The organism is Dechloromonas sp. A34 (assembly GCF_026261605.1).
GTDB lineage: Bacteria > Pseudomonadota > Gammaproteobacteria > Burkholderiales > Rhodocyclaceae > Azonexus.
In genome coordinates this window covers 3,132,946-3,146,592 of sequence record NZ_CP102486.1, presented here as the reverse complement: position 1 = coordinate 3,146,592, position 13,647 = coordinate 3,132,946, and the positions used below count along the sequence as shown (strand labels likewise).

Genomic DNA, 13,647 nt, shown 5'->3' with positions numbered 1-13,647 from the left:
TCAGTGGCTCAGCTGGCGAATCATGTCTTTTACCGCGGCGACCTTGTCGTTCAGGGTCGGGCAGTGGCGTAGAAGGGAAATTTTATCCTGTCCGGCTAACTTGTAGCTGCGGTTTTTCTGGATCAGATTGATGATCTTGATCGGCTCGATGGGCGGGTTTTTGGTGAATTCCGGGCTGAACTGGATAGTGATCTGGTCATTGGTGGCGTCCAGTTTCTGGATCAACAGCGGTTTGACCAGCAGGCGCAGGCGGTGTGTGGCGAGCAGCGACTGGCCTTGCAGCGGCAGTTCGCCGAAGCGGTCGATCAATTCTTCCTGTAGGGCGTCGATGTCCTCGGCGGTTTCGCCGTTGGCCAGGCGCTTGTAGAGGGTCAGGCGTTCGTGGACGTCCGGGCAGTAGGCGTCGGGCAGCAGGGCCGGGGTGCGCAGGTTGATTTCGGTGCCGATGCCGAGCGGCTGCGTCAGGTCGGTGGCTTCGAGATGCTTGCCCTGCTTGAGGGCGGCGACGGCGCGGTTGAGCATGTCGGTGTACATGTTGAAACCGACTTCCTGCATTTCGCCGGACTGGTTGTCGCCCAGCACTTCGCCGGCGCCGCGGATTTCCAGGTCGTGCATGGCGAGGAAGAAGCCGGAGCCGAGTTCCTCCATGGCCTGGATGGCTTCGAGGCGCATCTTCGCTTGCTTGGTCATCGCCTTTTCGTCCTGGACCAGCAGGTAGGCGTAGGCCTGGTGGTGCGAGCGGCCGACCCGGCCTCGCAGCTGGTGCAACTGGGCGAGGCCGAATTTCTCGGAGCGGTTGATCAGGATGGTGTTGGCGTGCGGGTTGTCGATGCCGGTTTCGATGATGGTCGTGCACAGCAGCACATTGGCGCGCTGGCCGGTGAAGTCGCGCATCACGCGCTCCAGCTCGCGTTCGTTCATCTGGCCGTGGCCGATGACGATGCGCGCTTCGGGCACCAGCTTTTCGAGCTTTTCCCGCATGTTGTCGATGGTGTCGACTTCGTTGTGCAGGAAATACACCTGACCGCCGCGCTTGAGTTCGCGCAGCACGGCTTCGCGGATGATGCCGTCGGAGAACTTGCTGACGAAGGTTTTGATCGCCAGGCGCTTCTGCGGTGCGGTGGCGATTACCGAGAAATCGCGCAGGCCTTCCATGCTAATCGCCAGCGTGCGCGGGATCGGCGTCGCGGTCAGGGTCAGGACATCGACCTCGGCCCGCATCGCTTTCAGGGTTTCCTTCTGGCGCACGCCGAAACGGTGTTCCTCGTCGATGACGACGAGACCCAGACGCTTGAACTTGACGTCCTTGCCGATCAGCTTGTGGGTGCCGATGATGATGTCGATCTTGCCTTCGGCCAGCTCCTGCAAGGCTTGCGCCGATTCCTTGGCGGTCTTGAAGCGGGAGATTTCGGCGATGCGCACCGGCCAGTCGGCGAAGCGGTCGGTAAAGGTCTGGTAATGCTGTTCGCAGAGCAGGGTGGTCGGGCAGAGCACGGCGACCTGCTTGCCGCCGGCCACGGCGCAGAAAGCGGCGCGCAGGGCGACTTCGGTCTTGCCGAAGCCGACATCGCCGCAGACCAGGCGGTCCATCGGCTTGCCGGAGCGCATGTCGTCGATCACGGCGGCGATGGCGGTGGCTTGGTCGTTGGTTTCCTCGAAGCCGAAGCCGTCGGCGAAGGCCTCGTAGTCGGTTTCCTTGAAGGCGAAGGCGTGGCCCTGGCGGGCGGCGCGGGCAGCGTAGAGGGCGAGCAGTTCGGCGGCGGTGTCGTGCGCCTGCTCGGCGGCCTTGCGCTTGGCCTTTTCCCACTGGCCGGAGCCGAGGGTGTGTAGCGGCGCGCTTTCCGGATCGGCGCCGGAGTAGCGCGAGATCACATGCAACTGGGCGACTGGCACGAAGAGCTTGGCCTCGTTGGCGTAATGCAGTTCGAGGAATTCCTGCTCGCCGAGGCCGAGGTCCATGCGCACCAGACCGCGATAGCGGCCGATGCCGTGGCTTTCATGGACCACTGGGTCGCCGACCTTGAGCTCGGTGAGGTCCTTGAGCCAGTTGTCGAAAGTGGCCTTCTTCTGGGCTTCGCGCCGGGTGCGGCGCGGCGTGCCGGCGAAGAGTTCGGTTTCGGTGATGAAGGCCAGCTGGTCGAGCGTGAACCCCGCCTGCAATGGGCCGATGCCCAGCGCCAGCCTGGCGTCGCCGGCGATGAAGCCGGTCAGATCGGCGCTGGCCGCCGGCTTCAGGCCGTGCTCGGCGAACATCGCAGCCAGCGTTTCGCGGCGGCCGGCAGTTTCGGCGACCAGCAGCACGCGGCCCTTGAAGCTGGCGAGGTGGTTTTTCAAGGCGCCGAGCGGGTCTTCGCTGCGCCGGTCGACGGCAACATTGGGCAGCTTGCCGGCGGCTTCGCCGTTATGGCGGGCCAGGGCCAGGCGGCCGTAGGACTTGGCGGCGGTGAAGAAGGCCTCGTCAGTCAGGAACAGCTCGTCCGGCGCCAGCAGCGGCCGCGCCTTGTCACCCTGCAACAGGTTGTAGCGCGACTTCGTGTCGCTCCAGAAGGCGGCGATGGCGGCCGGCGCGTCGCCGTGGGTGACGAAGATCGCATCCTTGGGCAGGTAGTCGAAAATCGTTGCCGTTTCGTCGAAGAACAGCGGCAGGTAGTACTCGATGCCAGCGCTGGCGATGCCGGTCGAGATGTCCTTGTAGATGCCCGATTTGGCCGGGTCGCCCTCGAAGCGCTCGCGGAAGCACTGGCGGAAATGGGTACGGCCCTTGTCGTCCATCGGGAATTCGCGGGCCGGCAGCAGGCGGACTTCGGGCACTGGAAAGACGGTGCGCTGGGTGTCGACGTCGAAGGTCTTGATGCTCTCGATTTCGTCGTCGAAGAGGTCGAGCCGGTAGGGCAGTTGCGAGCCCATCGGGAAGAGGTCGATCAGGCCGCCGCGAATCGAGTATTCGCCGGGCGACACGACCTGCGTGACGTGGGCGTAGCCGGCCAGCGTCACCTGGCTGCGGAACTTCTCGGCGTCGAGTTTCTGGCCCTTCCTGAACTCGAAGGTGTAGGCGGCCATGAATTCCGGCGGCGCCAGCCGGTTGACGGCGGTCGATGCCGGCACCAGCAGGATTTCCACCTCGCCCTGCAAGGCCGCCCACAACGTCGCCAGGCGCTCGGAAACCAGGTCCTGGTGCGGCGAGAAATGGTCGTAGGGCAGGGTTTCCCAGTCCGGCAGCAGGCGCACTTTCAGCCCGGCGCGAACCAGGGGATCTCGTCGAGCAGGCGCTGGGCATCGGCGGCGCTGGCGGTGACCACGGCGAGCAGGCGTCCTTTGCTCTGGCCGGCCAGTTCGGCAAGCGCCAGGGCATCGGCCGAGCCGGCCAACAGCGGCAGATCGATACGAGCGCCGGGCTTGGGCAGGGCGGGGAGGGCAAGCAGGGATTTGGGAGCGGACACTAGGGCGCGGTTACGGCGTAGGGGGAGTTGAATTATAGCCGTTGGGCAGAGGCAAGACCGGGCTGGCGAGGGAGCCGGCATGCGGTGGCGCCGGGAAATGCCGTATTCTTCCTTCACTGAATAGCGACACGGGTTCCGCATGGGCGAACGACAATCCGAGGCTTCGGATGGCCTGCAGGCCGGTACGGCCGCCTTTCAACGCGCCAATCTGGCGCTCGCCCTGGCCGGGTTCAGCTGCTTCTCGCTGCTCTACGGCACGCAGCCGGTTTTGCCGCAACTGACCAGCGAATTCGCGGTCAGTCCGGGCGAGGCCAGTCTGAGCGTCGCGGCCGGTACTGCGGCGATGGCGTTCCTGCTCATTCCGTTGAGCCTGCTGGCCGATCGCTACGGCCGCGAACGGGCCATGAAAGCCGGCCTGGTCGGTGCGGCGCTGTTTGCCCTGCTCTCGGCCCTGGCCCCGAGTTTTCTCGCGTTGCTGCTCTGCCGGGCGGCGCTCGGTGCCTGCATCGCCGCCGTGCCGGCCGCCGCCATGGCTTACCTGGGCGAGGAAATCGCGCCGGATGCCCGGGGCCGGGCCATGGGGCTTTACATTGCGGCCAACGCGCTGGGCGGCATGTCGGGTCGCGTGGTGTCCGGCCTGCTCACCGAATGGTTTGGCTGGCGCTATGGGCTGGCGGCACTCGGTCTGGTCAGCGTTCTGTGCGCCTTTTCGTTGTGGCGCCTGCTGCCGCCGGCGCGACATTTCGTGCCGCGCTCCCTGCAGCCGCGCCTACTGCTGGCCGATGTCCGGCAAATCTATGCCGATCCCGGCTTGCCCTGGCTGTTCATGGTCGCCTTCCTGATCATGGGTAGCTTCGTCGGCATCTACAACTATCTCGGCTTTCGCCTCAGCCTCGAGCCCTACCACCTGGGGCCGGCGGCCATCGGGGCGGTTTTCCTGCTCTATGCCGTGGGCAGCGTGTCGTCGGCCTGGGCCGGGCATCTGGCGGATCGTCTTGGGCGCCGCCGCATCATGCTGATCATGAGTGGCGCCATGATCGGCGGCATCGCGATCACGCTGGCCTCGCCGCTCTGGCTCATCGTGCTCGGGCTGGCCGTGTTCACCTTCGGCTATTTCGCGACCCATGCCGTGGCCAGTAGTTGGGTCGGACGGCGCGCCCGCGAACGGCGCGGCCTCGTTTCGGCGCTCTATCTGTCGAGCTACTACCTGGGCGGCAGCACGCTGGGCAGTGCGGTGGGTTGGCCCTGGACGCATGCCGGCTGGCCCGGGGTGGTCGGCACACTGGTCGTCTGCATCGGCCTGGTGGTGGCGTTGGCGCTCTATCTCGGACGGGTTGGCGAAAGCTGAGTCACGACCTCGATGGCTTTAGCGAGGCGGTCGCAACAAGCCGATCTCGCTTGCCGTCGCCGGCCCGATAAGGGTTTCGGCCAGGCTGCCCGGAATTTCCGCATTTTGTTCGTCAATCGGGGTGCGACCGCCCATGATTTCGGCGAATTGCTGCGGCAGCCGGGGATTACGCTCGGGTTCGGCGTAGCCCTGCGGATAGACCGGCTGCCGGGTGGCAGGATCGTACTTGTCGCTGGCGCCGAAGGTATGCAGCAGCTCATGGGCGATGACCACGCTGTTCTGCTTGCCTTGAAGGCGGCTGGCGAAGGCGTGGATGATGCCGACCTGGCCCTTGCTCAGGCCGGTGGAGTGAGGAACGGCGGTCGTGCGTTCGGGATCGTGGAAGAGGACAAAGAGCCGGACGTTGGGTTTCGGGCCGTCGATCTGATCATGTTGCGACGCCCACCAACGGAGTTTCAGGCTCCACAGGATGGTATCGAGCACGCTCGGGCGGCCGGGCGGCAGCGGCGGTTGCGCAGCGACCACCGGCGCGACTCGGACGGCAACGGGCTGCAATACCGTGTGCCCGTAGCGGTCGCTCTGGCCCTGCAGCCATTGCCCGATCTCCGCGAAACTTTCATTGTTCAGCTCGCCGATGAAACGGGCGGTGGCCGGCGAGTCGTCGGCGGCAATCGGGTAGATGGCTATGTGGACCGTGTGCTGCCAGGCGGTCAGCCGGCTGTTGGCGCGCCAGGTGCCGAGGGCGACCGTAGCGAGAACCAGCAGCAGGATCAGGATGCGGAATTTTCTGAACATCGGCTCAGCGGTCGGCGCTCTTGGGTTCCTGGGGCAGCAGCAGGTTGAGCAGTACCGCAAGCACGCCGCACAGGCTGATGCCCTGCAGCGAGAAGCTGCCGATGTGCACGGCCAGGCCGCCGATGCCAGTGACCAGTGTCACCGAGACGATGCACAGGTTGCGCGCGCTGGACAGATTGACCCGCGCGTCCAGCAGCGTCTTCAGGCCGATGCCGGCGATCGAGCCGAAGAGCAGGACCATGATGCCGCCCATCACCGGCAACGGGATGGTCTGCAGCAGGGCGCCGAACTTGCCGACGAAGGCCATCAGGATGGCGAAGCCGGCGGCCCAAGTCATGACCACCGGGTTGTAGTTGTGGGTCAGCATTACGGCACCGGTGACCTCGCCGTAGGTGGTCACCGGCGGGCCGCCGAACAGGCCGACGACATTGACCGCCAGGCCGTCGCCGAGCAGGGTGCGATGCAGGCCGGGGTTTTCGGTGTAGTCCTTGCCGGCCACCGAACCGATGGCGAGGATGCCGCCGACGTGTTCGACGATGGGCGCGATGGCGACCGGGATCATGAACAGGATGGCGGCGAGGTTGAACTCCGGCGAGCCGAATCCGGGCATGGCGAGCCAGGCGGCGTCATGCACCCGGCTGAAATCGACGATGCCGACGACCAGCGAGGCGACATAGCCGACCGCGACACCGATCAGAATCGGCACCAGCTTCAACAGTCCCTGCGCCCGGATGGCCGTCAGCATGGTGGCGAGTAGCGAGATGGCGGCAATCGCGATCGCCGTTTCGTAGGGCACGACCTGCGTTTCGCCAGCCTTGCCGGTCGCCATGCCGACCGCGACCTGGGCCAGCCCGAGGCCGATGACCATGACCACCGGGCCGATGACGACCGGCGGCAGCAGCTTGTGGATCAGCCCGACGCCGCGCCATTTGACCAGCGCCGCGGCGACGTAGTAGAAGAAGCTGGCCGAGGCCAGGGCGCCGAGCGTGGCCGGCATGCCCCAGGTCTGCACCGAGTAGATGACCGGCGCGATGAAGGCGAAGCTGGAACCGAGGTAGATCGGCACCTGGCGCTTGGTGCAGATCTGGAAGATCAGCGTGCCGACGCCGGCACCGAGCAGGGCCAGACTCGGGTTGAGGCCGGTGAGCAGCGGCACCAGCACGGTCGCCCCGAAGGCGACGAAGAGGATTTGCGCCCCGGAGAGGGCGGTGCGCCAGACCGGCTCGTGGCCGGCGCTCATGCTTCCTTGGTCCCGAAAATCTTGTCGCCGGCGTCCCCGAGGCCGGGGATGATGTAGCCGACTTCGTTGAGGTGGCTGTCGATGGCGGCGGTGTAGAGCTGGACCTCGGGGTGGGCGGCCTGCAGTGCCGCGATGCCTTCCGGCGCGGCGACCAGGACAAGCGCCTTGATGTGCCGGCAGCCGTTGCGCTTGAGCATGTCGATGGTGGCGATCAGCGAGCCGCCGGTGGCCAGCATGGGGTCGATGATCAGTGCCAGGCGTTCCTCGAGCTGGCCGACGAAGCGTTCGAAATAGGGTTCCGGGACCAGGGTCTGGTGATTGCGGGCGATGCCGACGACGCTGACCTTGGCGTTGGGAATCAGGTCGAGGACGCCGTCGAGCATGCCCAGCCCGGCACGCAGGATGGGGACGACGGTGACTTTCTTGCCCTTGATCTGGTCGATCTCGACCGGGCCGGCCCAGCCGGCGATGGTGCATTTTTCCAGCTCGAAGTCGCTACAGGCCTCGTAAGTCAGCAGACGGGCGACTTCGGCGGTCAGTTCGCGGAATTTCTTCGTGCTGATGTCGCCTTCGCGCATCAGGCCGATCTTGTGTTTGACCAGGGGGTGGCGGACTTCGATCACCGGCATGGGAATTCCTTGCGTGCGAATGGATGAAGTAGGCAAGGTTAATTGATTCGGCAACGGCCGCCCATAGCGGAAATCACATAGATCGGGCGCAGCGCTTTGTTCGGCGGAACACTAACGCAAATGCAGGGCGAACCAGGCGGCGACCCGCAGCACCGGGTCTTCGCCTTGGTTGAGGACGTGGCTTTCGTGGATATCGGACAAATGCAGGGCTGCGCGCTGGAAGGCTGTTCTCCCGGCGCTGTCTTCGGTGTCGAAGAGGGTCAACAGCGGGGCTTCGAGCAGTTTGAGTGCCTGCAGTCCAGCGCGGTCGATCAGCCCGCCGTGACAGGCCACGGCCCGGACTTGTGTGTCGCGCTGGGCGGCGGCGCGGATTGCGGCGGGCGAGGCGTCGCCGGTGGCGAAGATGGCGAGCGGCAGTTCCTGCATGTCGCCGTCGCGGGCGATCAGGCTAAGGATGTCGAGCAGGCGCTGGCTCAGGCGCGGCACATTCTGGGTGGCGTCGGCGAAGTGCACTTCCTGGCTGGAGAGCAGTTCCATGCCGAAAATCGCGTAGCCGCGGGCGGCCAGATTGGCGGCGATCAGCACGTCGATCGGTGCATGGTGGGCGCGGGCGAGGAGGATCAGACCTTTCGGCCGATCCGGCAGTTCGAGCTGGCCATGCAGGATGCCGTGCGGAGTATGGAGACTGATGCTGCGATTCATGGCGCGATGCGGATCGGGATGCGGCGCGCCCCGAAGGCGCTGCCATCGTGCCCGAGCGCCGGGCCGAAACGGCCGGCGATGGCGGTCCGGCAATGCGGGCAGCTACCGTCGGGGCCGAGTTCGTAGCGACGAATGTCGTACCAGTCGCGGACGATCAGTGCGGCGTCGCAGTTTGGGCAGAAAGTGGTGCCGCCTTCGCTGTCATGAACATTGCCGGTATAGACGTAGTGCAGGCCGGCGTCGATGGCGATGCTGCGGGCCAGGCTGAGGGTGGCGGGTGGTGTCGGCGGGATGTCGGCCATCTTCCAGTCGGGATGAAAGGCCGAGAAGTGCAGCGGTACCTCCGGGCTGAGTTCGCGCTCGACCCAGGTGGCGAGTTCCTTGATTTCGTCGGGGTTGTCATTGTGGCCGGGGATCAACAAGGTGGTGATTTCCAGCCAGCAGTCGGTTTCATGGTGGATGTAGGCCAGCGTGTCGAGCACCGGCTGCAGGTGGGCGACGCAGAGCTTGTGGTAGAAGTAGTCGGTGAAGGCCTTGAGGTCGACATTGGCGGCATCCATCACGGCGAAGAATTCGCGGGCCGGTTCGGCGTGGATGTAGCCGGCGGTGACGGCGACGTTGCGGATGCCCTGTTCATGGCAGGCGAGCGCCGTGTCGATGGCGTATTCGGCGAAAATCACCGGGTCGTTGTAGGTATAGGCCACGGCATCGGCCCGATTGCGCCGGGCCGCGCTGGCGATGGCCTGCGGGCTGGCTTCGTCCATCAGGCGGTCCATGTCCTTCGACTTGGAAATGTCCCAGTTCTGGCAGAACTTGCAGCTCAGATTGCAGCCGGCGGTGCCGAAGGAGAGGATGCTGCTGCCCGGGTAGAAGTGGTTGAGCGGCTTCTTCTCGATGGGGTCGATGCAGAAGCCGGAGGAGCGGCCGTAGGTCGTCAGCTGGATGGCGTCATTGACACGCTGGCGGACGAAACAGGCGCCGCGCTGGCCTTCGTGCAATTGGCAGTCGCGCGGGCAGAGATCGCACTGGACGCGGCCGTCGGGCAGGGTATGCCACCAGCGGCCGGGATGCAGGGTTTCGGATGGGCTCATGGCAGAGCCTCCTTCCATTTTTTGACACTGTAGCGTTCGAGTTGAACATTCGGTCCCCAATAGTCGACTGCCAGACCGGCCTTTTGTTTCAGGTGGGCCATGAATTCGCCAGGATCGGGCAATTGCTCCCAGACCTGCGGCAGGAAGGTGGAGCGGTGGTGGCCGGCAGTGAAGATCACGCCATCGATGTTCGGGCGCAGCTGGCTGAGGGCATCGGACTCGTCACGGCAATTCATCAGTTCGGCCGAGGTCAGCAGCGAGACCTCGAGCCGGGTCAATAGCAGTTCATCTTCGCGTAGCGGTTCGAAGCGCGGGTCGCGGAAGGCGGCGGCGCAGGCGTTTTCCTGAACGTCGGTGCGCAATGGGCGCCAGGCTTCCAGGCTGCCGATGCAACCGCGTAACTGGCCGTGCTGATTGAGCGTGACGAACGTGGCGCCGGGCCGGTGCAATTCGGGCAGGTCGGCGATCGCCGGCAGGCTGTGGCCAAAGCGCTGGGCGATGGCGGCCCGGGCCAACTGGAGCAGGACGGGGCCGAGTTCAGACATGGGGTTCGTGGAACGCAAAAGCCGCATAGCCGACCACGCGCTGTTTGTCGCCGGCCGTATCGCCGGAATTGCAGTGGTGGATCAATTGCGGGAGCAGGCCGCGGCGGCGGGCGACGAGAAGCAGACCATTGACCGGAAAGGCGCCGCAGGCCTGCTCGGGACGGATATGGCTATCGAATTGCAGGATGTGCTGGCAGGTTTCGCCGTCGACCTGGTTGGCTGCGGCATAGGGCAGGAAATGCGAGAGATCGGAGCTGATCACGATCAGCGTTTCCGGGCCGCCCCAGAGCCGGTCGAGCACCTCGCCGACGGCCTGCGGCGTGGCATCGCCGACGGCGAGCGGGACCAGCGTGAAAACGTCGAGCACGCGCTGGAGGAAGGGCAGGTGGACTTCCAGCGAGTGCTCCTCGGCGTGGACGCGGTCGCTGAAGACGATCTGCGGTAATTCGGCGAGTTCGGCGATGGCTTCCCTATCCAGCGGGATGCTGCCGAGCGGCGTGGCGAAGGCTTCGCTGTGGGGCAGGGCAAGACCATCGACTGCCACGCGATGGGTCGGGCCCAGCAGAACGACGCGGCGGATCGTCGAGCGCCACGGGGCGAGCGCGGCATAGGCCATGGCCGCGGTCGAGCCGGAGTAGATGTAGCCGGCGTGCGGCACGATCAGCGCCTTGGGTTGCGGCATCGCGCTGGCCGGTGCCGCGGCCAGCAACTGATCGACGGCGCTGGTCAAGGTTCCGGGTTGGCCGGGGTAGAACATGCCGGCGACGGCGGGCGGGCGGGTGAGTGTCATGGCGGGCCTCTCAAACCAGCATCAAGCCGAAGACCATGCCGCCGCCGATGGCGAACAGGCCGGGCAGGGCATGGCGGGCCAGCTTGCTGCCGCCGATGCTGATCACCAGCCCGATCTTGAAGACCAGATTGGCGAGCAGCGCCAGCGTGACGGCAATCACCGCCTCGTGGCTGGGAATTTTTTCCAGGTTGTACATGCGCAGCGTGGACAGCACGCTGGCGTCGGCATCGGTCAGGCCGGAGGCGAGGGCGACGATGTAGAGGCCCTTGTTGCCGGCAATGTCCTGCAGCCAGGCCGAGGCGAGGAGGACGACGGCGTAGAGCAGGCCGAAAGAGATGGCGGTTTTCAGTTCGGTCGGATTGGAGACTTCCGGCAGCGGCAGTTCGCCGCCGGCGCTGAGGATCTTCCAGCCGTACAGCGCCATCGCCACCCCGGGCACGATGCCGCAGGCGAAGACGATGGCGATCGGGGTAATCAGGCTCGGCGCGACGACGCCGGAAACCAGGCCGAGACGGATCATCACCATGACGTTGGCGATCAGGATGACGAGTGCCGCCATGCGCACCAGGTGCCCCAGTTCGCGGGCGTGGCGGGAGAACATCATGGTCGTCGCGGTGCTCGATGCCAGGCCGCCAAAAATGCCGAGCAGCGTCGCCCCGTGGCGGGTGCCGACGATGCGCAGGGCGAGGTAGCCGGACAGCGCCAGGCCGGAGATCAGCACCACCATCCACCAGATCTGGCGCGGGTTGAGGGCGGCGTAGGGGCCGAAATCCTGGTTCGGCAGGATGGGCAGGATGACCAGCGAGAGCACGGCGAATTGCAGGATGGAGTTGATGTCCTTGGGCGTCGTGCGCTGGCTGAACTGCTTCAGTTCGGCCTTGAAATAAAGCAGGACGGTGGTCGTGATGCCGAGCATGACGGCCAGCGTCGCGTAGCCGAACCAGACTGCGGCGCCCAGGCCGTAGGTAACGATGATCGCGGCTTCGGAGGTGAAGCCGCGATACTGCTCTTCCTGTTGTGCCGAGAAATTGGAGGCGACCATCGCCGCCGAGATGACCAGCAGCCCGATCGCCAGCATCCAGGGACCGCTGGTTTTCTCGCCGAGCAGGGCAAAGAGGCAACCGAGCATGGCGACGAGGGCGAAAGTCCGCAGGCCGGCCGCCGAATCGGGTCGGCGTTCGCGCTCCATGCCGACCAGCAGGCCGATCCCCAACGCTGTCCCGAAAGCTTCCAGGGGGGCGGCCAGTTCGGGGACGATGAAGCTCATGCCTTTCCTCTTTTCTAATCGTTATTTAGTAAAATTAAGCCATGCCACGCTATTTCGCAATTGTTCCCGCTGCCGGCAGCGGTTCCCGCTTCGGTGCCGAGAAACCCAAGCAGTATCTGGGCCTGCTTGGACGGCCGCTGATTTACCACGCCCTGGCTGCGTTGACGGCCTGCCCGGAGATCGATCGCGTCTGGGTGGTGCTCTCGCCGGACGATCCCTGGTGGCCGCAGTACGACTGGTCGGAACTGGGCTCCAAGCTGGAAACCGTGCGCTGCGGCGGCGCAACGCGGGCTGAAAGCGTCAGCAATGGACTGCGCGCCGCGGCGATGGTGGCGGCCGACGACGACTGGGTGCTGGTCCATGACGCGGCCCGCCCGTGCCTGAGCGCCGAGATGCTGGCCGCGCTGTTCGCCGATCTGGCTGACGACCCGGTCGGCGGCATTCTCGCCGTGCCGGTCGCCGATACGCTGAAGCGGGCCGATGCCGAACAGCGGGTCGTCGCCACCGAGCCGCGCGACGGCCTGTGGCAGGCGCAGACGCCGCAGATGTTCCGCTACGGCCGCCTCAGCGAGGCCCTGGCCAAGTGCAGTGCCGTCACCGACGAGGCGGGCGCGATCGAAGCGCTCGGCCTGAAGCCGAAACTGGTGCGTAGCGACACGACCAATCTGAAGGTGACTTATCCGGCCGACCTGGCCTTGGCGGTAATGATCTTGCGGGGACGGAAATGAATTTTCGGGTGGGACAAGGGTACGACGTGCACCAGTTGGTCGCCGGCCGCAAGCTGATCCTCGGCGGCGTCGAGATTCCCCACACCACCGGCCTGCTCGGCCATTCTGACGCCGATGCGCTGCTCCATGCGATTACCGATGCCCTGCTCGGCGCCGTGGCGCTCGGCGATATCGGCCGCCACTTTCCCGATAGCGACCCGCGCTACAAGGGCGCCGACAGCCGCGTGCTGCTCCGTGCCGCCGTCGCCCTGGTCGCCGAGAAGGGCTGGCAACCGGTCAATGTCGATGCGACGCTGATTGCCCAGCAACCCAAGCTCGCGCCGCATGCCGCGGCGATGGTGGCGAATATCGCGGCCGATCTCGGGATAGCGCCCGATGCCGTGAATATCAAGGGCAAGACCAACGAACGCCTGGGCTATCTCGGCCGCGAAGAGGCGATCGAGGCCCAGGCCATCGTGCTGGTTCAGCGTGCGGCCTGAGGGCCAAGCGGAAAAAACCGAGCGGCCGGCGACGGCCAGAGTTTTCTTCGGCCTCTGGCCGTCGCCCGAACTGGCAGGCCAACTGGCGGCGATTGCCGAGGCGGCGGCCGGGCAGTTCGGCGGCCGGCCGACGCGGCTGGATACCATCCACCTGACCCTGGCTTTTCTTGGTGATATTCCCGAGGCGCAATTGCCGACGTTGTGCGATGTGGCGCGCCGGGTGGCCTTCCGGCCCTTCGAGCTGACTCTCGACCAGGTCGGCTTCTGGCCCCGCCCGCGCTTGTTGTGGGCAGGGTGTCGTGCTTCGGTGCCAGCCCTCGGGGGCTTGGTTGCCGAATTGCGGGAAGGCATTGTCGAGGCCGGTTTTTCTGCCCACGACCACGAACGCACTTTCATTCCGCATGTCACATTGGTACGCCGGATTCCGGCGAGTCCGGCAGGCGACATCGCGCATCGACTGCCGCCCATTGCACCCTTGCGCTGGCCATGTCAGGACTTCGTTCTGGTCCGTTCGCAGCTTGCCGTTACCGGTTCGCGCTACCAGACGATAGCTCGATTTTCCGCTCCGCCGCTCGGCGCCTAGGATGGGCTGG

Annotated in this window: 12 protein-coding genes and 1 pseudogene; 4 read left to right on the top strand and 9 right to left on the bottom strand. The window is 65.6% G+C overall.

What is annotated here, in order from left to right; translation table 11 throughout:
* A pseudogene (mfd, locus tag NQE15_RS15735) lies at positions 1–3,521 on the bottom strand (transcription-repair coupling factor).
* A 58-nt stretch (positions 3,522–3,579) separates the two neighbouring features.
* Here mfd and NQE15_RS15730 point away from each other — a divergent pair.
* Positions 3,580–4,788 (top strand): MFS transporter, encoded by a 1,209-nt coding sequence (locus NQE15_RS15730; protein WP_265942606.1) that lies wholly within the window; start codon positions 3,580–3,582, stop codon positions 4,786–4,788.
* Positions 4,789–4,806: 18 nt separating this feature from the next.
* On the opposite strand, the gene NQE15_RS15725 is transcribed toward NQE15_RS15730, so the two are convergent.
* The 8 genes from NQE15_RS15725 to NQE15_RS15690 all read right to left on the bottom strand — a co-directional run bounded on the left by NQE15_RS15725 (position 4,807) and on the right by NQE15_RS15690 (position 11,847).
* Positions 4,807–5,583 (bottom strand): hypothetical protein, encoded by a 777-nt coding sequence (locus NQE15_RS15725; RefSeq protein WP_265942605.1) that lies wholly within the window; start codon positions 5,581–5,583, stop codon positions 4,807–4,809.
* Positions 5,584–5,587: 4 nt separating this feature from the next.
* Positions 5,588–6,823, bottom strand: coding sequence for a uracil-xanthine permease family protein (locus NQE15_RS15720; RefSeq protein WP_265942604.1), 1,236 nt, complete (start codon positions 6,821–6,823; stop codon positions 5,588–5,590).
* On the bottom strand, positions 6,820–7,452 hold the full coding sequence (gene upp / locus NQE15_RS15715; RefSeq protein WP_265942603.1) for a uracil phosphoribosyltransferase: 633 nt from the start codon (positions 7,450–7,452) through the stop codon (positions 6,820–6,822). The genes NQE15_RS15720 and upp overlap by 4 nt, the downstream gene beginning before the upstream one ends.
* A 111-nt stretch (positions 7,453–7,563) precedes the next feature.
* Positions 7,564–8,154, bottom strand: coding sequence for a hypothetical protein (locus tag NQE15_RS15710; RefSeq protein WP_265942602.1), 591 nt, complete (start codon positions 8,152–8,154; stop codon positions 7,564–7,566).
* Positions 8,151–9,245, bottom strand: a complete 1,095-nt coding sequence (amrS, locus tag NQE15_RS15705; RefSeq protein ID WP_265942601.1) for an AmmeMemoRadiSam system radical SAM enzyme — start codon at positions 9,243–9,245, stop codon at positions 8,151–8,153. Before amrS ends, NQE15_RS15710 begins: the two co-directional genes overlap by 4 nt.
* Positions 9,242–9,790, bottom strand: a complete 549-nt coding sequence (gene amrA / locus NQE15_RS15700; protein WP_265942600.1) for an AmmeMemoRadiSam system protein A — start codon at positions 9,788–9,790, stop codon at positions 9,242–9,244. The genes amrS and amrA overlap by 4 nt, the downstream gene beginning before the upstream one ends.
* A complete protein-coding gene (gene amrB, locus NQE15_RS15695) occupies positions 9,783–10,580 on the bottom strand; it encodes an AmmeMemoRadiSam system protein B (protein WP_265942599.1) in 798 nt (265 codons plus the stop codon). Before amrB ends, amrA begins: the two co-directional genes overlap by 8 nt.
* A gap of 10 nt (positions 10,581–10,590) precedes the next feature.
* Complete coding sequence (locus tag NQE15_RS15690) at positions 10,591–11,847, bottom strand: MgtC/SapB family protein (RefSeq protein WP_265942598.1); 1,257 nt, start codon at positions 11,845–11,847, stop codon at positions 10,591–10,593.
* Between the two features lie 41 nt (positions 11,848–11,888).
* Here NQE15_RS15690 and ispD point away from each other — a divergent pair, with 41 nt between their 5' ends.
* From ispD to thpR, 3 genes are read left to right on the top strand one after another with little or no spacing between them, the layout of a single operon-like run.
* Positions 11,889–12,575: a 2-C-methyl-D-erythritol 4-phosphate cytidylyltransferase gene (gene ispD, locus NQE15_RS15685; protein ID WP_265942597.1), complete on the top strand. Its 687-nt coding sequence runs from the start codon at positions 11,889–11,891 to the stop codon at positions 12,573–12,575.
* A complete protein-coding gene (gene ispF / locus NQE15_RS15680; protein ID WP_265942596.1) occupies positions 12,572–13,054 on the top strand; it encodes a 2-C-methyl-D-erythritol 2,4-cyclodiphosphate synthase in 483 nt (160 codons plus the stop codon). The genes ispD and ispF overlap by 4 nt, the downstream gene beginning before the upstream one ends.
* Positions 13,044–13,637: an RNA 2',3'-cyclic phosphodiesterase gene (gene thpR, locus NQE15_RS15675; protein ID WP_265942595.1), complete on the top strand. Its 594-nt coding sequence runs from the start codon at positions 13,044–13,046 to the stop codon at positions 13,635–13,637. Before ispF ends, thpR begins: the two co-directional genes overlap by 11 nt.
* Positions 13,638–13,647 lie beyond the last annotated feature (10 nt).

Excerpts from the sequence above, each read along its gene's own strand:
- NQE15_RS15725 (WP_265942605.1), bottom strand. The coding sequence starts at position 5,583 with ATGTTCAGAAAATTCCGCATCCTGATCCTGCTGCTGGTTCTCGCTACG.
- ispD (WP_265942597.1), top strand. The coding sequence starts at position 11,889 with ATGCCACGCTATTTCGCAATTGTTCCCGCTGCCGGCAGCGGTTCCCGC.
- NQE15_RS15690 (WP_265942598.1), bottom strand. The coding sequence starts at position 11,847 with ATGAGCTTCATCGTCCCCGAACTGGCCGCCCCCCTGGAAGCTTTCGGG.
- NQE15_RS15730 (WP_265942606.1), top strand. The coding sequence starts at position 3,580 with ATGGGCGAACGACAATCCGAGGCTTCGGATGGCCTGCAGGCCGGTACG.
- amrB (WP_265942599.1), bottom strand. The coding sequence starts at position 10,580 with ATGACACTCACCCGCCCGCCCGCCGTCGCCGGCATGTTCTACCCCGGC.
- amrA (WP_265942600.1), bottom strand. The coding sequence starts at position 9,790 with ATGTCTGAACTCGGCCCCGTCCTGCTCCAGTTGGCCCGGGCCGCCATC.
- NQE15_RS15710 (WP_265942602.1), bottom strand. The coding sequence starts at position 8,154 with ATGAATCGCAGCATCAGTCTCCATACTCCGCACGGCATCCTGCATGGC.
- ispF (WP_265942596.1), top strand. The coding sequence starts at position 12,572 with ATGAATTTTCGGGTGGGACAAGGGTACGACGTGCACCAGTTGGTCGCC.
- upp (WP_265942603.1), bottom strand. The coding sequence starts at position 7,452 with ATGCCGGTGATCGAAGTCCGCCACCCCCTGGTCAAACACAAGATCGGC.
- amrS (WP_265942601.1), bottom strand. The coding sequence starts at position 9,245 with ATGAGCCCATCCGAAACCCTGCATCCCGGCCGCTGGTGGCATACCCTG.
- NQE15_RS15720 (WP_265942604.1), bottom strand. The coding sequence starts at position 6,823 with ATGAGCGCCGGCCACGAGCCGGTCTGGCGCACCGCCCTCTCCGGGGCG.